Origin of the sequence: Mariniflexile sp. TRM1-10 (assembly GCF_003425985.1) — a bacterium.
Lineage (GTDB): Bacteria > Bacteroidota > Bacteroidia > Flavobacteriales > Flavobacteriaceae > Mariniflexile.
Window position 1 is genome coordinate 3,658,985 of record NZ_CP022985.1, and the last position, 22,802, is coordinate 3,681,786.

Sequence of the window (22,802 nt, forward strand, 5' to 3'; positions counted from 1 at the left end):
ACATATTTGAATTGTTCATGAATAATGAACGTTAAATAAAGTGAACATTAATGATAAAATGGATTCATTTGTATATAATATAATGTACCACGTTATGTAACTTGAGCTTTGGTAAAAGCATAAGTTTATCTATAATTTCTTGAAAAAATTTATTCTCAAAAGTTTCTTCTACAATGTTAATGGAACACTTTTTATGCGACGACGTAGGAGGGAAGCATCATGTGTTTGGAATAGCTATTTTGCTTTCTGTTTTAAATTATTAATTTAGTTTGACCCCAAGAATCCTATGAGTTCTTTGAGTATATGTATTCTTCTAATAATTTTATCATTAATTTCTCCTAATCGCTCTGGTCGTAAAATTCCTTCTTCCTTTAAATTATCTAAAAGGCCACCATTTTGAATAGTCTCCACAACATTTTGGATATCAGGATCAAAATCGAGATCTTCAGGCTTTATCTCATTAAATATATCCATCATACCATTATTTTCTAAACGAGTTTTTACATGTCTAAGAAAAAATGTTGATTCTAAAAGTAAGTTTAAAACAACATTGTCATTAACATTAATGCCTGTAGTATCAAAATTATCCCAATCTGCTATAACGTCTCTTATCCAACACCTTAAATTAGATATAATCCATTTATCTTCACAATCTGCCATAGTAACTAAAGCTTTCTCTATTTCAGCTTTGGAGTCCCCAAATAATATTTCCAATTCTTCTTCGTCAATTGAGCCGTTCTCAAGTAAATTCAATAATTGTTCTAAGTCGCTTTTTGTGAGTCCAAACGTTTCTTTGTTATTATTTGTAGTTTGAATCAAAGCATTTTCAGCGGTATTAAATAGTACCGGTTTGTATTCAGGATTTAATTTCACCAATTCATGCTGCATCATATTTATAACAGATTGCATATTGTTGAGCATCATCCCCATTTGATTGGTATTGAAACCAACGGCTGTATTTATATAACTTAAAGTTTCATTCACTTCCGATTTTGACCATGCTACACCAATAATTTTCGAATAGTCGCTGGCTAACATTTTCTCAGGGCCAATAGATTTTGCAGTACCATCTCCTTTTCCTGAAGGTAAGATATAATCTCCCATTTGAGTTTCGCCAATAACCAAAATGGGGACTTGACCCATAAGCGCTACTTTTTCATAATTATCTTCAAATCCTTTTTTAGGCATGGCACCTACAATTATCGGATTGCTTGTAATGGCCATAAATTGATCTGCTTCAACAAATGTTTTCGAAATAACGCCATTTTTTATTCCAACAACTTCACCATAGGTAATTGTTTCATTCCGATTGGCTTTTTTTAACCACTCGGCATAATCAGCACCACCAGATTCAAAACTTACTCCACCACCTTTACCAACATTTATAACATGCTTTAATAAAAACGCCTTTCTTTTAGTAGCCGCAACTATAACAGCCCAAATTTCCGCAAAGGGGTCATCACAATCCTCAACACATACTGTAAAAATAGCAGGAATCACATTAATTAATAACTTACCTGAAGATTTCCATACTTCCAAGGTTCTTTCAGCATAACCTACAAAAAACTCTTTGTTAGGCTCTATATGCGCAGAATACAGTCCCTTTAAGTCTTCTGTACTATCAAATGCATAAGACACACCGCTAATAACAATATTGGGGTCACCAGCTTGAATAGCATCAATGATATCAATTACTGTTTGTCTGGCCAATTTTGTACCACCTTCAATCCTTCCAACGGCCTCTCCATCGCCACTAAAGAATGTCACGAAGTTATTATCCCAGCCAGGGTCTTCGTCATTTACTGTAATTGCAATGCCCTGCCCACTACCTGAAACTCTTAAAGGATAGGTGTTAATATTATTTTGAAGGCTATTGGAAAAAGTTGCATTTATTGTAACCTGTCCATTTAAATTGGTAATGCTATTTAAATCACTTGTGCCTACATTTAATTCACCAGTAAGCATAGTAGGGCTTTGGTTCTCAACGGTAAAATTACCGTAGTTAATGGTTTCGCCATCTTTTGTATTTAAAAAAGTATTTCCTTCAACATATAATTCTGTAAACGTACTTGGCTCTAAAAATTTGGTTGGGAGTTTAAATTTAATACTATCTGTTGTTACTTCAATACGCTCAATATCATTTGTTACAATACTCAAACCAGCAGTATCGGTAGTTCCTAATTTATCAATTTCTGGATTTGAATTCCTATTACCTTGAAGCGACCAAACATTTGCAGGAACCCCATGTGCAGTTCCTGTATTCAAATTATTATTTCCAATATTATTACCGTTCATTGTGAGTTTTGATGCCGTATTGGCATGAAAGGCATAAGGAACTGAGAGCAATTTACTATCGCTTATTGTAGAATAACTGCTGTCATTCCCATATTTAATAGCTATTTCCATCCAAATATCATCATTGCTCCAAGGTATATTAATAAAATTTCCTTTGCCTTTTTCACCCTCTCCAATTACAAGCGAAAAAAGACCAAATTGATTGGTTATAATTGTATGTTCTTCAGAATAATAAATTTTTAGAGCATTTTTATTACTGCTATGTAGATTAACAATTAAAGAAACTTGTTGCTCTGCTAAAATATTCCCAGAAAGATCTCTGGCTATAGCCTGATATTTCATCCCTTGAGAAGTGACCTGAGCAAAACCTGTGGTCAGAAATAAGCTAAAAACAAAAAAAAGGATAAGTTTTTTCATGGTTGTAGTTTTTTATTAATTCTTTATTATTTTATAAACCTCAATGAAAGATTCATTTTCATTTGAAATTTTAAGGATATAAATACCTGACTTAAAATTCACAACATCAATCCAAAATTCTGGTCCTTTAATATTTGTGAAAGATTCTAGAGTTAATCTACCTGTTAGATCGTAAATTTTTACGTTGAATTTTGAATCTGTATTTAGTCCTAAATTAATATGAAGTTTATGGTTTACAGGGTTTGGAAACACAACAGGTTTAAATTTGCTTTCTGAACTCATGTTTAATCCTAACGTGGAAGCATTATCAAAAAAGCTTTGATGAAATCCTTGAGTAATTATGCCTTTATTAATGTAACTTGTTTCAACAATATTCTCACCAAGCGTCCATGTAAGCAATATTGATTTGGTTTTATTGACCCCGCCTTGTGAAGAAATAATGGAAATAGTATTTGGCGAATGAAAATTTTGTGAAAAACCAATGGTTGTAAATAATGTTAAAGCCAAATATAAAACTATCATTCTCATGGTAAACTATGTAATACCGCAGGAAAGAATTGTAGAATTAAGGAAATAAGATTTCTTAAGTTCTTTTATTTCTAGCGAACTGTGAAACTTTATCGTTTAAAATATGATTATAAACGTTTAAATACCAGTGAGTTAATTTTATAAGTTGATTTTACTTATAAAAACATTTATAAACAAAACTGATACATTATAACTTCAATCATGTCAAATATTATCTAAAAGCACTATAACGCTAATTGTTATAAAATTTACTAAAATGTACCGTGTGAAGTTTAAACTGAGCAAAGTTGTAGGATAACTTGAGCTTTGCTCGCCTCATTTTATTTGAGAAAGAGGTGTTCGCAAATCATCTTCGTCGATTTGGTGCTAACCAAACTCATTCAAGATTCACGAGCTCCTATTTATCAAATAGGAGTGGAGTGAGTAAACACTTTTTATGCGACTAGCCTGTACTGAGCGAAGTCGAATTGCGGGATGTTGAAATAAATCACATGTTTAAAATGAAATGATTTAAAAAAATGTATTTTGTCGATTATATAAGTATTTCGTCATATATTTGTAGTATTGCATCCAAAACTAAATGATAATTTACTTATGTTGAGATTCAAAATCTGGGAAAAACCAATACTCATCATTTTTACACTTTTTGTGCTTACCTCAAGTGTTATTATACCTGCTTCAATTCCTGAAGAAGGTGTAATAATGTCAAATAGTGTTGATAAACCTTTGGTCAATCAGAAAGAGATAATTCAGAAAGAGGTAAAATTGTATAAAGTGCATCAGCAAAATTTGAAAGATGCCCTTAATACATATTTTAAAAAGGCTATAGCTTCAGGAGATATTGTAGGATCCGGAGTTAGTATTGTTAGAGGAGGTTCTATCGTAATCTCTGATGGATTCGGCAAAAAGAATATTAGTTTTAATGATGGTGTCGATGAAGAAACAATATTCCGACTCGGATCGCTGTCAAAAGGGTTTACAGGCGTTTTGGCTGCCGATTTAAAGTGTGAAGGCAAATTAGATTGGTCAGATAAGGTCAGTGACTATATTCCTGGATTTCAATTGGGAGACAGCAATAATAGCGATCACATAACACTGGCCAACATTTTATCGCATACTTCAGGGACACCTTACCATAGTTACACCAATCTTATTGAGGCTGGATTGCCATTAACGGAAATTGCCAGTCGCTTTAAAGCTGTAATACCAATTTGCAAACCAGGTTCGATGTATAGTTATCAGAATGCTATGTTTGCGCTTTCTGGTGAGATGATGCATCAAGAAACCGGACAAGATATTTCCACATTATTGAATACTAAATTTTTCAAGCCATTGCAAATGGATCATACCTCAATGGATTATGAAACTTTAGCACATGCAGAAAATGTTGCCTTACCTCATTCAAAAAGACGCCACGGCTGGAAAACCTTAAAACTTAACGATCATTATTACAATGCTGTTGCTGCAGGAGGCATCAATGCCAGTGCACTTGATATGGCCAAATGGATGCAGTTATTGTTGGGCCATCATCCGGAAATTATGGATAAGACTGCTTTACAGGAAGCGTTTAACCCATTTATAGAAATTAAGGGGCACAGCAAATATTACCAGCGTTGGCCAGGGCATGTAAGCTCTTACTATGGCTTTGGGTGGAGAATCCATAAATTTATGGATCTGGATGAGCAAAAAACCATCTTGCATCATGGAGGAAGTGTTAACAATTACCGAAATGAAATAGCAGTCTATCCTGAAGACGATTTAGGGATTTGCGTACTTTTGAACAGTAATTCCAAATTGGCAAAAACGGTGATTCCAGATTTGTACAAGATCGTGAAAGAAGTGTTTAACGATACCAATTCAAAAATCACTCCTGATCACAATACAAAAGTTGCGTCGACATTTTAAATACTACACAATAATTTTTTATATAACGAAGCTGTAATTATGTCAAATATCGCTAAAAAGCGCTATTATGCTAATTGTTATATTTGCACTATAATTGTTCATATGTTGAGTATAGTTGATTTTATGGCATCTGACCTTTTAAACCTTAGCCACTGGAGTTCCTTTCATCCCTTCTTCTACAAGCCAAGCAATAAACTTGGCAAATGCCTTGATATTTTTGCCCACGCTGGCGTCTTCTAAAGCACTCATATAGCATCCGCTTAAAAATTCCATCTTAGGCTCACAAGAGGAACTAAGAAGGGATTAAGATAAAACGCTTAAATTCAAAAACTTAAATAATATTGATGCCTGTCTTAGGCTCTTTATCTCTGAAATAGGAAACAGAGACAAAGAAGTCATTAGATATTGGGGTAATTTGTTTTTTAGCACTAATTAATAATTATAATACATCATTAAATAATATTATTACTTCAATTATATTTAGATGTTAAAGTTTCTCAATGTATTACAACTATATGGTTATGTTTTGTTTATTAGTATAGCATATAGCAACCAACTGGATTTCTGTGTAATGTAAAATGATTCTAAATTCAGAAAATTTGCTCTTTTTAAAGAGTAATTACTTACTATTATTTATTACATTTAACATCTCCCTACTACTGATTTAGCATTTTATTTATGAACGCTTGCGGTTTTCCGTATTCAATGTTATGTAAAGCGATTTACATTTGACATTTATATTGTTTTATTATGGTCTTATTTAAAATGAAGAAACATGGATAAAAAGATAGAAGGAATTTAAAGTTCCGTATAACCATGCAAAATGGATGTGTAAAAGAATAAAAATTTTGAATATGAGTAAGTTAGCAGAGATTATAAAAAACAGACAGAATTAATAATATGGCAAAAAATGTAAATCAAGCATTTGATGAATTTAACAAAGATGTAATAAATCTTAAAGGAGAATACTGATAGTGCTCACAGCAGTAGAGACTGGTTAATCTCTCAACTATTGGCTTTTTCCGAAAATGTTGAAGACTTTTCAAATAACTATCCCAATGAGCATATAAAATTTGGCTCATCCGAACCATGAAAAGTGAGCATACTATTTAAAGACCCCAAGTAGCGTCTTCAATATTGCCTCGGTAGGATATGATAAAGAAGCACGCATTTTAGAAATAGAGTTTCACAATGGGGCGGTTTATCAGTATTTTGATGTGTCTGAAAATGTGTTTGAATAATTGATGAGTTTATCAGCAATAGGAAGTTATTTTATAAATAAAAAAAATAGATTTAAATATCAAAAGAAATAAAACTTGAGGGTAGTATTTTAAAGAGATTTTCGGCAAGAAAATTAAATAGGAATGAATAATTAAACATCAAATATATATATATGTGGGCAGATAATGAAACTTCAGAAGACTTATTAGGCTTTAAAGTACACGCAGATTTATTAGTTGATGTAATCAACGATGATAAAGTTTTACCTGTAACAATCGGCGTATTTGGAGATTGGGGAAGCGGAAAATCAAGCATTCTTAAAATTGTAGAACAAGAATTAACCGGAGGTGAGGAAGACGGATTTAAAGACGGTACTCTTGTACTCTATTTTAACGGTTGGGTATTTGAAGGATACGATGATGCAAAGGCAGCTTTGTTAGAATCTATCATTGAAAAGTTTGACAAGCATAAGACAATTGGAAATAAAGTAAAGGACAAAACAAAAAAGCTGTTCAAATCCGTAAAATGGATGCGTTTATTAGGATTAAGTTTTAAAAAAGTCATTGTTCCTGGAGCATCAGCTTACTTAACAGGCGGAGCTTCTTTATTGCCATTCTTAGTAAATGAATTTTCGCAGCTTCAACCGAAAGATGTAGCTGAAAAGCTTACTGGAGAAGGTGCTGAAGATTTTTTAAAAGAAATAATCAAAAAGAATGAAGATGAGGAAGTAACAATAGTTCGTGAATTTCGTGATGATTTCAAAGAAATGATAGACAAGTCAGGAATAAAGAAACTTGTTGTAATCATTGATGATTTGGACAGATGTACTCCTGACAGACTTATTGAAAACCTTGAAGCGATAAAATTATTCTTAAATGTTGAGAAAACAGCATTTGTAATTGGGGCAGACCCAAGAATAGTAAGACACGCAATTGAACATCGTTATAGGACTGATAGTATTGAAAATGCGGATGACCCAGACAGTAGAAATAAACGTATTGTAAGTGACTATTTGGAGAAATTGATTCAAATACCTTACTATTTGCCTAAGTTAACAGACAACGAAGTTGAAACTTACCTAACATTACTTTTCTGTAAGAAGGCAATGGAAAATGACTTTCCAAAGGTAATAGACGCTTTCAAAACAAACAGAGAGAATAACAGGTATGATGTTTTTGGATTAGGAGATATTCAAGAAATAGCTACAGAAGAGCAAAGGAAAGAATTGACGGAAAACGTTTCTCTAATAGCTTCACTATCTCCAATTATTACAGAAGGATTGAAAGGGAATCCACGACAAATTAAAAGATTTTTAAACACTTTCACTTTAAGAAATAGACTTGTCAAGGTTGCTAAATTGTCAGATTTCAAAATAGATATTCTAGCAAAACTAATGGTATTGGAATATGCTTCTACAAATTTATTTAAAGAAATATACAATTGGCAATCTCTACAAAAAGGAGAGCCCAAACAAATTATTGAGCTTGAAAAGTTAGCAGGAGCAGAAAATACAGAAGAAATAAAAAAACAATTTTCAACTGAATGGGCTTCGGAAAAAGTAATGAAGTGGGTCAATGCCGAACCAAAACTTGCAAACGTTGATTTAAGAGATTATTACTGGATTTCAAGAGATCAGCTTTCTACTACAATCAGTGGAGCATCTTTGATTCCGCCACATATTCGGAGCTTAACTAAAAAACTAATAAACCACGGCTCAGGAAGTATTTTGGAAAATACTATTACACAAGAAGTAATCGGAAAATTAAATGAAACAGAAAATGAAATACTGCTATCTCTACTAGAAAAGGAATTGATTAAGTTTCCGGAAAATGATAGTATTCATAAAGTTTTCATTGAAATGATGTCTAAAAATGCATCTGGAATAATTGAATCTTATGGTAGGGCAATAGCAAAAGCAGACAACAGAAAAATACCATTTAGTTTACGTAGTGAATTTACACTGGCAGAAGGAAAAAATAAAAATGTCAAATCTCTATATAGTCAGTTTGAAAAGACATCGCAAATCTATAAAGCATTAAATTCTAAAAAATAATGGGAACAACACAACGAATGACTCCAGGAGTTAGAGGTGAAACTAATTGGGGAGATTTGAGTAGGAGTATAACTCACATATCTAAAACCGTTGAAAAGGAGAAAGAACTTGATAATAATGAAAATACTACTTCTCAAGATGAAGCGAAGCAATTTAAACGGATTTTTGACAGACGGTTAGCGCATCTCAAAGCTGCATTTAATAATCTAGTAAAAACTGGCGGTGGTAGGTCGAAAATCAGTAGTGGAAAGTCATCTTCTATTGGTAAAGCAGGTAGAAAGTCAGCAGGAAAGATAACAAGTTTCTTTACCGGTGTTGCAAGTAAAGGCTTGCAGCAAGCCTTAGATGATATTGGGTTTGGTTCATTGCAGGGAAAAAGCTTTCAAGAGGTTCTTGACTATCTACTTGTGTTTTGTTCAGATTCTAATGAAGGGATGGACGAAACTGCTGCCAACAATGCTTCTTGCGAAATTATGAAAGAGCTTGCAATATTGGCCGGAAATGATTTAGATAAATTCGAGCTACTTGTTAAAGGGTATGTTGAAGGAACAGGGTTCGCAGAATTACTTTGTAAGTTTTGGGGCTTATATATATTCGAGCATCTATCTCAAAGGTTTGAAGAAAAAGTAAAACAGCAAAAGGGAGCAGAAATTGGAAAAGAAACCTTCAAAATAATTAAAGCCGATATTCTTGGTCAAGTAAAAGTTTTAAATACCCAAAGACCTGTTTCAAAAATTGACTGGAAAGGAAATGACGGCCAAAAAGAAATAGAAAATATTTTTGATTCTGTAATTAAAATCATTTGCGATGAAAACGATTAGCATTAGTAAACTTACCTATGATAAATCTTCTGGTACAGCTTTGATAAATATTGAGGAGACTTCTGGTGGAAGTTCTACGCTTAATATTGATTTGGAAACACTTTTACCATTTGCCAATCTCGTTAGCAAAGAGGTGTTCGATTTCTTTATAATAAGTGCCTCAGTTTATGGAATAGATAGATTTGTAGAAAGAAAGCAGAATTCAGTAGATGGTTGGTCAAGAGAACTGAAAGTTAGCTTTCCAGTTCATAATCCTTCAAAATGGAATGCATGTAAGGCTGATTTAAATAGATTATTATCTTTCTTAACCGGAGACTATTGGGATGTTGGATTTAGGAATGAAACTTTTGATATACCCAAAATACCCTTAGACAAGGAATATTCAGTTCCGTTTGAACAAGTTAATTTGTTATCGGGTGGCTTGGATTCGCTTATTGGGGCTTTGGATTTTCTAAAGCAAAATCCTAAAAAAAGAGTTTTATTCGTTTCGCATTACGATCCTCAAATGAGAGGGGTTTTAAAAGATCAAGGGAAAATAATTCCTAGTTTAGTAAAAATCTATCCAAATCAATTTGCATACATAGACTCCATTAAAGTCACGTTGCAAAGAGAAGCAGGTATTGGAAGAGAAAAAACTTTTAGAAGCAGGTCAATTTTGTTTGTTGGATTGGCTTTAATAGCTGCAGAGGCTACGAAAACAAAAAATATTATAATTCCTGAAAATGGAACTGTTTCTTTAAATTTTCCGCTTAGTGCTTCAAGGAGAAGTTCTTGCAGTACAAGAACAACACATCCATATGTTTTAGAAATCTTGATTTCTATATGGAATAAACTTTCTATTAATACTCACATTTCCAACCCATATGAGTTTAAAACGAAAGGGCAAATGGTACAAGAGTGTTTAAAAAATAATTCTAATCTTTTAGATTTAATTGAACATTCTAACTCCTGTGGAAAAAGGGGTCACGTGAAAGATTGGACGAATCGAAACGCAAATCATTGTGGAGTTTGTATGCCCTGTATATATAGACAAGCATCATTATTAACTCTAAAGGACAAATCAAAGTATGGAGATTTAATCAATAACTTATTTCCTATAAAAGAAAAGCGTGACAAATCTCAAGATTCTGGAGCTATGTTAGATTTTTTAAATAATCCAATCACCAAAGAAGAAATTAAGCAAGAATTGATTGTAGGTGGGGTGAAGAATTTGTCTAAGCTCAATCAATATGTCGAGGTTGTTTGGCGGACTAGAGAAGAATTAAAACTATGGACTAAAAAAGTCGGAAACTCAACGGTTAAAGCAAAAGCAGGAGTTTAGATGTTAGATACACATTGCCACATTGATTTATACCCCAAGCCGGAATTAATTCTTAACGAATGTGATAAGAATGGATTTGCTATTCTTTCAATGACTAATTTACCGAGTCATTTTGAGAGGGGCTTTCCATTTTTTCAGAATAAGAATAAAGTAAGGCAAGCATTAGGTATGCATCCCTTGTATGCCCAGCACTATAAAAAGGAATTCCCAAAATTTCTACAAAATCTTTCAAAAACATCATACATTGGAGAAGTTGGATTAGATTTCTCAAAAGAAGGTATTGATACTAAAGAAATACAAATTCGAACATTTGAAAGTATCTTGAGTATAATTGCGGACAAAAAAAAACTTTTAAGCATTCATTCAAGAAAAGCCGAGAAGGAAGTTTTGAATCTACTAAAGAAGTACAAAATCAGAAATGCAATTTTTCATTGGTATTCTGGTGGACTTAATTTAATTGATGAAATTGTTCCAGAGGGTTATTATTTCTCTATTAATCCTGCAATGGTAAAATCTATGTCAGGAAGAAAGATAATCTCTAAAATACCTAAAGAATTCATTTTGACTGAAACTGATGGCCCATTTATTGAAGAAAATAATTCTCCTCTAAAACCTGGACAAGTACAAACTGTAATTTCATTTTTAGCTAAAGAATGGAAAATAAATGAAGAAGATGTAAAAAAAATAATTTGGTCAAACTTTCAAAATATTGTCAACCGTTTGAAATAAGCATAGAACTTTTTTTTAGAAATGAATGAACACACTCCCAACAAAACCAACATCTTCTGCACCCTCTTTAAAGGACGTTAAGATGTGTTTGCAGTTCGTTGAGAGAAAGGAAACAAATCGGGCTATATGCCACTTATTTTTATGACCCATATCGTTTTTAGGCACATAAAATGAACGGTGGGACATTTCAGAATCTTAACGAGAAATCCTATCTAAAACTTACTGATGAACAATTTCAAAAGCACTTAGATGGATTTTAGATTTTTGTTTTGTACAGATATTAGATTTTTATGTATTAAAACCAAATAAACACTTAATTTATTGTAATTAAGAAGGAATGAATACAAATGATATTATATAAAATCTTTGAACCAAAATTTTATACTATGAGGATTCTCTTAATATAGTTTATGGATATCTGATAAAATTTGTATATTTATACCAATAAAAACAAATAAAATTTTGTTTTTAAATAGCTCTTTTTGACTTTAGTGTACAATTCGGTGAATCCACCCAATAAAACCATATAAATTACTGATAAACAGCATCTTAAAATTTGTAAGTTAGTTCTGTTATCCCGACGAACCTAAAAATAGGAAATATCAAAACACTGGTAACTGTAAGTTAGCAGTGTTTTTTGTTTTTAGGTATTTAGACAGTCTCTTAGTTTAAAACCACTTCACAATTAAAACTGTTCGGAAACCTACCAATAATTGTAAAACAAGAATGAGCAGGTAATTTTCATATTTAAATATTTAAAAACCATTCTTAGGTATAGAGACTACTCTAGCTTAGGTACAACACTATTAATGAATTTGAAATGAAAATTTATGACCAATGTGACCGATTTGATATCGTAATTAATCTAAATAATTCCCTAAAGGATCTGCGGGGTGTCTAATTCACCTCTCCTTTGGAGAGGCCAGAACTGCCTTTTCGGGCAGTTCTGGGTGAGGTAAAACACAAAATTTCGGTTTTTGGCACAGAGGTCAAAATGAAACAGGCGAAACCTGTACTGAGCCTAGTCGAAGTATACCTCTATGACTCTGCCTCCGAGGATAATCTGTTTTCTGGAAATTTTTTATTCTAATCAATTTTTAAATTGATTAGATTATGGTCATTTATACAAACATATTGGTTACCGATACGAAGCCATCAAAGAATAAATTTGTTGAATCAAAATCAATGAAGCAAAAAACAAACAAGTCATGAAAAAATTTAATGTAAATACGAATAGGATGTCCAAAACTGTGCTAACAGTGATAGGGCTATTAATAGTCATAATTGTAACAGCAGCCTTTGCTGCAAACAACAAAGAGGACAAGGCTCCTGCATCAACTGTACAGGCTATGCCGGTAGAGGTTGCTATTCCAGTTTTTGAAAAAATTACGGAATGGGATGAATATACTGGCCGTTTTGAAGCAAGCAATAAAGTGGAAGTGCGGGCCCGAGTAAGTGGGTTTTTGGAAAGTGTCAACTTTGTTGATGGACAAATGGTCAAAAAAGGGGATGTTCTCTTTACCATTGACGATAGACCTTTTCGGATTGCTCTCGATCAAGCAAATGCAGATTTTGGTCAGGCAAAAGCTTCGTTAAAAACGGCACTAGATAATTTTGACAGAGTGGAAACACTTCGCGAATCTGGAGCAATTTCAACGGAGGAATATGATCGCAGAAAACAGGCATTGGAATTTGCAAAAGCAAGCATTCAATTATCGCAATCAAGAGTAGACAATGCACAGTTAAACTTGGAGTTTACGAGAGTGACAGCCCCAATAACTGGTTTGGTCAGCAGGGATATGGTCAATGAAGGTAACTTAATAGATGGAGGAACTTCCAATTCTACCTTGTTAACCACGATTGTGACCACAAGCCCGATAGACTTTTATTTTACGGCGAGTGAATCCGATTACTTAAGATACGCTCGTTTAGCAAGGGCAGGGGAACGTGGTTCCGTTCGTACTTCAGGGATTCCTGTGATTATAAAATTACAGGATGAAGAAGCGTTTGTCCACGAGGCCAAGATGGATTTTGTTGATAATGTAATTGACAGGAGCACGGGCACTATTGAAAGTCGGGCGGTGCTTGAAAATAAAGATCATTTGTTGGAGCCAGGAATGTTTGGCAAGGCCAGAATCATGGGCAGCGCAGAACATGAAGCTATCATGATTCCAGATAATATCATTGGCACCAACCAATCCATTCGATTTGTATATGTGCTGGGTGAAGATAATGTAGTAACAACTAAAAACGTAATATTAGGACCACTGCATTCCAACGGACTAAGGATAATCAGGGATGGGATTACCCAATATGATAAATTGATTACTAACAACATTCAAAAAATAAGTCCAGGGATTGCTGTCACTCCAATTGAAACGTTCTGGATAAAAAATAAGGCAGGAGAATTGGCAGTTGCCAAAGTAGAGTGATCCCTACCCTCTTCAAATAATTCTAATATAATAGATAGCAGTTCTTTAACGACTCCTCATCATTCGTAACGTGCTTGTATGAAGGGGCAAAGGGATTCGATTTCTCAACTAGTAAAGAAAATTATGAAATTTAGTCACATATTTATAAAAAGACCCATTTTTGCGGCGGTATTGAGTGTACTCATACTTATTGTGGGTGGTCTGGCATATGTTTCACTGCCAGTATCCCAATTTCCAGATGTAGCACCTCCAACTGTTGAGGTGGTGGCATTATACCCGGGAGCGAATGCCAAAACACTGTCAGAAACGGTGGCGGCACCTTTGGAAAAGGAAATTAATGGTGTAGAGGGCATGTTATATATGACCTCACAATCATCTGCGGATGGTAGAGTGGTACTTCAAATTGCCTTCGAACTGGGGACAGATTTGGACAGGGCACAAGTACAGGTTCAAAATCGGGTTGCAATTGCAGAACCAAGGTTGCCAGAATCTGCTCGTAGATTAGGGATTACAACAAAAAAAATATCACCGGATATCTTGTTGGTGGTAAACATGTATTCACCCAATAAAACCTATGACCAAACATACATGGGCAACTATGCCACACTTCAGTTGAAGGATGAGTTGGCACGTATTAAAGGAATTGGGGATATTCAGATTTTTGGAGCTGCTGAATATGCGATGCGTATTTGGTTGGATCCCGATAAAATAGCAAATTTAGACATGACCGCAGGTGAAGTCGTTGCGGCATTACGTTCCCAAAACGTTCAAATCGCCAGTGGTACATTAAATACACTCCCTTCCGGAAGTCAATCCGCTTTCGAAATAAACATCCAGACACAGGGAAAATTGGTGACAACCGAACAGTTTGAAAATGTCATCATCAAATCGGATGGTGATGGAAGGATTGTCCAGTTAAAAGATATTGGTCGGGTCGAATTAGGGGCTCAAAATTATGCGACCAAAGGATATTTGGGTAAAGAACCCGCCATAGCGATGCCCATATTTCAACAGCCAGGTGGAAATGCCTTGGAAACATCAGCAGAAATAAAGTCGAGGATGGTGGAGCTTTCCAAAAATTTTCCCGAAGATTTAGAATATAAAATTGCTTATAATCCAACGGAATTCATTCAAAAATCAGTAGATGAAGTGTACCGTACCATTTTTGAAGCGGTCATTTTGGTGGTTCTGGTAATCTTATTGTTCCTCCAGTCGTGGAGGGCAGCAATCATTCCAATTTTGGCCATTCCAGTATCCCTTATTGGAACTTTTGCGGTCATGCAAGCGATTGGCTTTTCATTGAATAACCTGACGCTATTTGGTTTGGTCTTGGCAATTGGAATTGTGGTGGACGATGCCATTGTGGTGGTAGAAAATATGGAACGCTATTTAGCTAAAGGATTATCACCAAAGGAAGCGGCTCGAAAAACAATGGATGAGGTTGGTGGGGCATTGATAGCCATAGGTTTGGTCTTGATTGCCGTTTTTATACCAACAACGTTCTTGGACGGTATTTCAGGCCAATTTTATAAGCAATTTGGGATGACCATAGCAGTTGCCACAACCATTTCTGTTTTTGTGTCCTTGACCTTGAGTCCTGCAATGGCAGCATTACTCATGAGACACGAAGAAAAAAATACAACTAAAAAGACACCATTGTTGTTGAAACCCTTCGCCTATATAGGGAATGGATTTAATGGCTTCATGGACAGGGTCTCTAGAAATTATGGAAACAGTGTCCAAAAACTCGTGAGAATGTCATTGATGGTACTGTTGGTATATGGAGGTTTGGTGGCCATAACCGGTTTTGAATTCAATAGGGTCCCAAAAGGATTTATCCCGGCCATGGACCAACAGTATTTCATTACACTGGTGCAATTGCCCCCAGGATCTTCATTATCTAGAACGGATGATGTGATGAAAGAGGTTTTGGATATTGCATTGGAAATTGATGGTGTGGAAAATGCTGTGTCTTTTACAGGTTTTGATGCAGCATCATTTACAAATGCCTCAAATTCAGCGGCGATATTTTTACCGTTGGAGGATTTTGAAGTGAGAAGAAAGAAAGGATTGAAATATGAAGACCTGTTGGCGACCATCCAACAAAAATTAGCTCAAATTGACGATGCCATTGTCATTGTAATTCCTCCACCATCAGTCCGTGGTGTTGGAAATGCCGGTGGGTTTAAGATGATGGTACAGGATAGGGCAAATTTAGGGACGGACGAACTTATTAAAGCAACTTATGCCTTGGCTGCTGCGGCAAATCAAGACCCAATTGTGAGCAATGTCTTTACGTTTTTTAATAACCAAACACCTCAATTATTTTTGGATATTGACCGTGTAAAGGCTGAAAAATTGGGCGTCAATGCAGGGGACGTATTCCAGTCACTGGAGATTTATATGGGTTCTGCCTTTGTAAATGAGTTCAATTATTTAGGCAGGACATTTCAGGTCACGGCCCAGGCAGATGCACCCAACCGACTCACTCCAGATGATATCTCACGCATCAAGGTACGTAATGATAAAGGTGAAATGGTCCCATTGGGCACAATTGCAAGTCAGCAAGACATTTCCGGACCTTCAAGGATACCAAGGTTTAACTTATATCCTGCAGCGTCATTAAATGGAAATGTGTCCCCTGGCTATAGTTCCGGTGAAGCATTGGAAAGAATGGAACAGTTGGCGGATGAAATCCTTCCTCAAGGTATTTCTTATGAATGGACGGAATTGGCCTATCAGGAAAAACAAACGGGCAATACAGCTGGGATCGCGTTTTTCTTGGCAGTAGTCTTTGTATTCCTATTACTAGCGGCTCAATTTGAGAGTCTTGTATTGCCTCTAGCTGTAATCTTCATTGTCCCAATGGTGCTATTGTCCGCAATGATAGGGATAGATTTGGCAGGATTGGATAATAATATAATGGTGCAGATAGGGTTGATTGTATTGGTTGGATTGGCAAGTAAAAATGCCATTCTTATAGTGGAGTTTGCCAAGCAATTGGAAGATCAAGGTGTGGACTTAAAAACAGCGGTGATTGAAGCCTCAAAACTTCGATTACGACCTATATTAATGACCGCTATGGCTTTCATTTTAGGGGTGGTGCCACTCGCAATCGCCACTGGTGCAGGAGCAGAGCTTCGGGTATCATTAGGAATAGCGGTATTTAGTGGGATGTTGGGAGTAACTGTATTTGGAATTTTCTTGACACCCGTATTTTATTATTTGGGAAGAAAATGGACAACACAGTCCTCAAAGACAGATCCAATAAAACCTATACCACCAACGGTGGAAAATGTGGAGATAATTTAAAACATAAAGCATGAAAAATCTAATTTTTATTATAATACTATCTTTGTTTTTGATGGCCTGTGGCATTAACAAACGGGAGTTTGATGCCCATCCAAGAGTAGAAGTACAAGAAAGTTTTCTTAAGGATGGGGTGTTCGATTCATTAATGTCGGCAACCGAAACACTTGAAAATTGGTGGTCGGAATTTAATGACCCAATTTTGGATACCCTGATTGAAAAGGCGAGAAAACACAATTTAGATATCAATGTTGCTATAGCAAACGTATATGCGTCGCGAGCCTTGTTGAAAGAAACAAAATTCGATAGGTTGCCAACGGTAACGGCAAACGGTAATTATACCAGGACACGATTGGGGGAAAATGTGTTCGTACAAGGAAGCAATCCAACATTTAGTAACTATAACGGCAGTTTTGACGCTTTTTGGGAGGTAGATCTCTTTGGAAGGGTTTCCAATCGAGTTAAAGGAGCCTATGCCAATAATCAAGTATCAGTAGCCGATTTGCAAGCGGTCTATGTGAGCATCTTTGCAGAAGTGGCAAACACCTATTTGGAACTGCGAGGGACACAGTATCTAATGGATATTGCAACCCGAAATTTGAAAGGTCAACAGGACACCTATGATTTAACGGTAAAATTATCAGATGCAGGAACAAGTAACAATCTGGATGTTTCCAGAGCTTTGGCACAATTGGAAAATACACGCGCTTCGGTACCTCCGCTAAAGGCAAGGCTTGAAGCACTAAAAAACAGTTTAAGTGTTCTCATAGGAGAAGTACCAGGTCAACTGGATCCAACCGTTGTAGAAAACCAACCATTACCAAGTTTAGAGTCATCGGTGGCGTTGGGTGATGTCAACGAATTAGTACGTCGTCGACCGGATATCCGAAGAGCGGAGGCTGCATTGCAGATTCAAATCGCTAAATACAACCTGTCGGTGGCAGAACTATATCCCAAAATCCAATTTGGCGGGTCTATAGGTTTTTCTGCAGTTGATTTTTCAAACTTTGGTAGCAAGGAGTCATTTACTTGGAGTATAATGCCCAACATAAGCTGGGCAGCATTTAACTTGGGAAGGGTGAAACAACAAATTAAAAGAGAGGATGCATTGACCTTGGCAGCACTCAATCAGTATGAAAAAACAGTATTACAAGCTTTGGAAGAAATAAAAACAGCGTTGACAAATTATTCCAATGAACTGCAAAGAAGGGACATATTAAGAAAATCTTCTGAAGCAAGTGCAGAGGCGGCCAAATTTGCCAAACAACGGTTTAATGCAGGCTTGGATAGTTTTATAGATTATTTAAGAGCAGATAACACACTGTTGCAATCCGAAAATTTATTGGCCATTAGCGAAATTTCTTCAGCGACATCCCTTATTGCAATTTATAAAGCATTGGGGGGCGGATGGGAAATTATTTCTGAAAAGGAATTAAATGACAAATTTGAAAACATGAAACTTACAGAGACGGTTTCAGAATAAAAAGTTTTGTTTAGTAGTTGGTTGGTTGATTAGAACTACGGTATTCAGGTATGGACACCGTGGTTCCATTTTTAGTAATTTAACAATTAAGATTATTTCAACACATATTTTAATGACCACAAACATCATAGTTCAGTCATTATTTTATACTTTTATATGATGACCAAAACTGAGATCCCTGTTTTTGAAAACAGTAATGATTTACATGAGGCTATAGGCTTTCCTCACCGAAGCCATATTCCCAATTTTGACGTATATGCATTAGATCGTTTAGAGCCTTCGGCCAGAAGATGTATGCCCCCATACAGGCAGGGATTTTATCAAATTGGATTAATGACCTATGTAGGAGATAGTAAATTAAACCTCAATACAGATTGGTTGACACTAGAGGAATACCCTCTATTGTTTGTAGTGCCAGGTCAAGTGTTCTCTTGGGTTCGCGATTCAAAAATGGCGGGATTCCATATCATGTTCAAAAAAGAGTTTTTAACGAATGTGTTGTCAAATGTAGTTGAAGAGTTTCCGTTTTTGAAAATGTCTGAAAACAATGTGTTGATGCTAACAAAGGAAGAGCAAGAATCCCTTCATTTCGATGCGCAAAGAATCCATTCCGTATTTAAAAATCCCCATCCGTACCAAGAAAAAATGCTCGAAGGGATGTTGGTATCCTTTTTGTATTTCTGTAAAGCCGTATATGAACGCTACAAATCCACTGAAAATCATCTGACAAGAGCACAAATGATTACCCAGAAATTTGAAATATTGGTGGATAAGATGTACGTTGACACAAAGAATGTAGGTGATTATGCAGAACAACTCAACATTACACCAAATTACCTTACAACCACGGTTAAAAAGTTAACAGGGAAAAGTGCAAAAGATATCATTCGGGAAAGGTTGCTGTTGGAAAGTAAAAGCTTATTGAAATATTCCGGCTTGGACATAGCGGAAATTGCATACCGATTGAATTTTCAGGAACCGACACATTTTACGAGGTTTTTTAAACAATTAAGCGGAACCACTCCTAACAAATTCCGTCAAATGGATTGATAAAGTGGAATTGGAACGCTATTTGCACTTGAATTGCAATGTGTGTGTTTGGGTCATTTATAAAAGGAAAGTGGTTCTTTTTTGAGATTGATTTTAGTTACTTTTGTATAAGTAAATTATGAGTGCCATGAAAAAGAATAGGATAGCCGTTGTTACGGAATCAGGAAATGGTTTGGGAAAGACCTTTGCCAATATTTTATTGAACAATGATTATGATGTAATTCTTGCAGCTAGTAAGAAGAGCTATGAGCTGCTTTCGCAGGAAGCTGGATCGCTCCAGGAATATATGTTGGTTAAAACAGATTTCACATCCGAAGAAAGCGTTCTGGAATTAAAAAATAGGATTGTTTCCACATTTGGCAGGTTGGACTTATTGATTAACAATGCAGAAATTGCCAATGGTTTTGGTCAAAAAATAGACCAAATCAATATTGATGACGTAAGGCAGGTGTATGAAACAAATTTGTTTGCAGTCATTAGAATGATAAAGTTGCTAAAGCCACTGCTTGAAAAAAGTGATGACCCTAGCATTATTAATATAACAAGTGCAATGGGTGATATAAACAAAATGAAGGATGAAGACTTTTGTTATTCCAATTATTGCATGACCGCCTATGCTACCTCCAAAGCAGCACTGAACATGTTTACCCATTTGCAATGTAAAGAGTTCAAGCCGTCAAAAATAACCATCAACAGTTTTGATCCTATTACATCAAAAAACTGTACCCATAATTCTGTAACCATTTGTGATGGTATCAAGGACGAATTTTTATCACTCATTAAAAAGCAGCCATTAAACCTGCGAATACAATAAACAATAAAACTTCATTAAATATTTAAGAATAATTAATCCCCCTACCTAGTTCCTAGTTGCATGATTTAACTAATTGGGCATTCCACAAACAATTTCATTTAAATGTATTGGCTACCTTTTGGCAACTTAAGAGGTTGTAAAACTTATAGGCAATAATGGTAAGTATTATAATTATTAACTCTATACCTTAGTTTCTAATCCGAGTGCCGCTTCAAGCGTTTATTCCGCTACGTCGGAAATTAATCTTATTAGAAATTCAATAACAAAATGAGCGGAATGGTAGTGAAAATTCCATTCCGATTTTTTTGCATTTGCACTTAAGCTGATAAAGTTTTCATATGAGGCCTTAATGCAATCCAAGGTTGAATATCCACTAAATAAGCTTCTGAAAATACTCCTGCAATTTTAACAGCAAGTCCCAAGTCGCAATCAAACAAAAGAATTTACCAATTTTTAAATTAACTTGTCGGTTATATAGAGCTCAGTGCTGGGAATTTGAAAATTTGGTTTTCTCCATATTTGTCATTTTGGCTAACTTTTTTTCTTTTTTGGTTACTTTTTCCCAGCTCAATAGTGTGAATTTTGCATTGTACAATTAAACAAAGTAAATATGCAAAAGACAATTTTTATTACGGGAGCTTCAAGCGGGCTGGGAAAGGCTGTGGCCAAGTTATTTCAAAGCAAAGGATGGAATGTTATCGCGACAATGCGAAATCCAGAAAGAGAATCAGAATTAAATCAGCTGGAAAATGTTACGTTACTGTCTCTTGATGTAACGGATTTAAATCAAATCAAGGCTGCTGTTTCGAAAATATTGGCCACACAATCTGTGGATGTCGTACTTAATAATGCTGGTTATGGATTAGTTGGGCCATTAGAAGCTTTTAGCGACGAGCAGATCAATACCCAAATTCAAACTAATTTATTTGGTGTTATCAACTTGACTAGGGCTTTTGTAACTAATTTTAGAGAAAAGAGAAACGGCACGTTTATAAATGTAACATCTTCTTTTGGCCTGCTGAGCTTTCCAACTTGTTCGGTGTATAGTGCAACAAAATTCGGAGTCGATGGATTTTCGGAAGGGCTTTTATATGAAGTAGCGCAGTTTGGAATAAAAGTGAAGATAGTTGCTCCAGGCGGTATGCAGACCGATTTCGCGGGACGCTCCCTACAAGGCGGTATGCATGAAGCATATAATCAACTTGCAACCAAAGTAAGTGAAGGGTACAGTGCTGAACAGATTGCCAATTATACACGTCCTGAAGAAGTTGCTCAGGTTATTTTTGATGCAGCTACGGATAACAAAAATCAGCTAAGATATATAGCAGGAAAAGATGCTGCAGCATTATATTCCGAACGTTTAGAACTGGGACCTGAGAAGCAAGTTCAAAAAATCAAGTCTCAATTTTTATTTTAGTATGATGTGAAGTCCCTGTCGATTTCAGAAATGGATATGTCAGGGACATAATAATTATAATTTTATAAATTTGTTGTAAATGAAAAACAATCCAGTAATATTCAATTCCCTTTCCCAACTTCACAAAGCAATGGGACAAAACGCTCCCAATCATCCCCTGATCAGTATTTTGAATTATGGAGAAGCAGCGTTTGATCCTAAGGATTTTGAACAGGGAATAATATTAAATTTTTACAAAATATCATTTAAGACCAATTTTACAGGCCAGCTGAAGTATGGTCAGGGATTTTATGATTTTGAAGAAGGTGGGATGTCTTTCATTGCGCCAGGGCAATTGTTAAGAATGCAGACTGAAGAGGCAGACTACAGCGGCATGTCATTGCACATACATCCTGATTTTCTTAGATCCTATTCATTAAATGCAAACATTAAACAATATGGATTTTTCAATTATTCAGCGGCTGAGGCACTTTATCTTTCTGGAAAAGAAAAAGCAACAATTTTAAGCATCTATAAATTTATTGAGGAAGAATTGAGTGAACGTATTGATAAATTCAGCCAGGATGTGATTATCTCACAGATTGAACTATTGCTTAATTACGCAAATCGCTTTTATGACCGGCAGTTTATTACCAGAAAATTGCTCAATAATGAAATATTAAGCCAATTGGAAACATATCTGGATAACTACTTTAATAATGAAGAGTCATTAACAAATGGGCTGCCTTCAGTTAGTGCAGCTGCTGAAGAATTAAAACTGACACCTCGATATTTAAGTGATTTATTACGTCATTTGATTGGACAGAATACCCAGCAGTATATTCATGAAAAAGTAATAGAAAAAGCTAAGGAACTATTGGCTAAGGATGAACTAAATATTGCTGAGATAGCTTATCATCTAGGCTTTGAGCATCCGCAGTCGCTTACGAAGTTATTTAAGAATAAAACCAATCTTACGCCACTTAAATTTAAAGAGTTAATTTTTAAAAATTAAAATAGTTTATCTT

General features: G+C 35.3%; 15 protein-coding genes. 13 read left to right on the plus strand and 2 right to left on the minus strand.

Annotated features, from left to right (window positions below):
• Positions 1–264: 264 nt before the first annotated feature.
• On the minus strand, positions 265–2,712 hold the full coding sequence (locus tag CJ739_RS15220) for a hypothetical protein (protein ID WP_117176828.1): 2,448 nt from the start codon (positions 2,710–2,712) through the stop codon (positions 265–267).
• Between the two features lie 15 nt (positions 2,713–2,727).
• On the minus strand, positions 2,728–3,240 hold the full coding sequence (locus tag CJ739_RS15225) for a T9SS type A sorting domain-containing protein (RefSeq protein WP_117176830.1): 513 nt from the start codon (positions 3,238–3,240) through the stop codon (positions 2,728–2,730).
• Positions 3,241–3,834: 594 nt separating this feature from the next.
• Here CJ739_RS15225 and CJ739_RS15230 point away from each other — a divergent pair.
• The 13 genes from CJ739_RS15230 (at position 3,835) to CJ739_RS15295 (ending at position 22,789) form a co-directional block, all read left to right on the plus strand.
• On the plus strand, positions 3,835–5,145 hold the full coding sequence (locus CJ739_RS15230; RefSeq protein ID WP_236951520.1) for a serine hydrolase domain-containing protein: 1,311 nt from the start codon (positions 3,835–3,837) through the stop codon (positions 5,143–5,145).
• Between the two features lie 1,136 nt (positions 5,146–6,281).
• Positions 6,282–6,386 carry a KTSC domain-containing protein gene (locus tag CJ739_RS20770; protein ID WP_117179044.1) on the plus strand — a complete coding sequence of 35 codons (105 nt, stop codon included), beginning with the start codon at positions 6,282–6,284 and terminating at the stop codon, positions 6,384–6,386.
• A 152-nt stretch (positions 6,387–6,538) separates the two neighbouring features.
• The gene (locus CJ739_RS15240) at positions 6,539–8,419 is read left to right on the plus strand and encodes a KAP family P-loop NTPase fold protein (RefSeq protein WP_117176832.1); all 1,881 of its coding nucleotides are present in this window, start codon (positions 6,539–6,541) and stop codon (positions 8,417–8,419) included.
• A complete protein-coding gene (locus CJ739_RS15245; protein ID WP_117176834.1) occupies positions 8,419–9,240 on the plus strand; it encodes a Qat anti-phage system associated protein QatB in 822 nt (273 codons plus the stop codon). Before CJ739_RS15240 ends, CJ739_RS15245 begins: the two co-directional genes overlap by 1 nt.
• On the plus strand, positions 9,227–10,561 hold the full coding sequence (gene qatC, locus CJ739_RS15250) for a Qat anti-phage system QueC-like protein QatC (protein WP_117176836.1): 1,335 nt from the start codon (positions 9,227–9,229) through the stop codon (positions 10,559–10,561). Before CJ739_RS15245 ends, qatC begins: the two co-directional genes overlap by 14 nt.
• On the plus strand, positions 10,562–11,290 hold the full coding sequence (gene qatD / locus CJ739_RS15255) for a Qat anti-phage system TatD family nuclease QatD (RefSeq protein ID WP_117176838.1): 729 nt from the start codon (positions 10,562–10,564) through the stop codon (positions 11,288–11,290).
• Between the two features lie 1,208 nt (positions 11,291–12,498).
• Positions 12,499–13,722, plus strand: coding sequence for an efflux RND transporter periplasmic adaptor subunit (locus CJ739_RS15265; protein WP_117176840.1), 1,224 nt, complete (start codon positions 12,499–12,501; stop codon positions 13,720–13,722).
• A gap of 123 nt (positions 13,723–13,845) precedes the next feature.
• A complete protein-coding gene (locus tag CJ739_RS15270) occupies positions 13,846–17,034 on the plus strand; it encodes an efflux RND transporter permease subunit (RefSeq protein WP_117179046.1) in 3,189 nt (1,062 codons plus the stop codon).
• 10 nt (positions 17,035–17,044) lie between these two features.
• On the plus strand, positions 17,045–18,514 hold the full coding sequence (locus CJ739_RS15275; protein WP_117176842.1) for an efflux transporter outer membrane subunit: 1,470 nt from the start codon (positions 17,045–17,047) through the stop codon (positions 18,512–18,514).
• A gap of 156 nt (positions 18,515–18,670) precedes the next feature.
• Complete coding sequence (locus CJ739_RS15280) at positions 18,671–19,564, plus strand: helix-turn-helix domain-containing protein (RefSeq protein ID WP_236951521.1); 894 nt, start codon at positions 18,671–18,673, stop codon at positions 19,562–19,564.
• A 127-nt stretch (positions 19,565–19,691) separates the two neighbouring features.
• Positions 19,692–20,378 carry an SDR family NAD(P)-dependent oxidoreductase gene (locus tag CJ739_RS15285; protein WP_117179048.1) on the plus strand — a complete coding sequence of 229 codons (687 nt, stop codon included), beginning with the start codon at positions 19,692–19,694 and terminating at the stop codon, positions 20,376–20,378.
• A 610-nt stretch (positions 20,379–20,988) separates the two neighbouring features.
• Complete coding sequence (locus CJ739_RS15290; RefSeq protein WP_117176846.1) at positions 20,989–21,795, plus strand: SDR family oxidoreductase; 807 nt, start codon at positions 20,989–20,991, stop codon at positions 21,793–21,795.
• A 79-nt stretch (positions 21,796–21,874) separates the two neighbouring features.
• A complete protein-coding gene (locus tag CJ739_RS15295) occupies positions 21,875–22,789 on the plus strand; it encodes a helix-turn-helix domain-containing protein (protein ID WP_117176848.1) in 915 nt (304 codons plus the stop codon).
• The last annotated feature ends 13 nt before the right edge of the window (positions 22,790–22,802 follow it).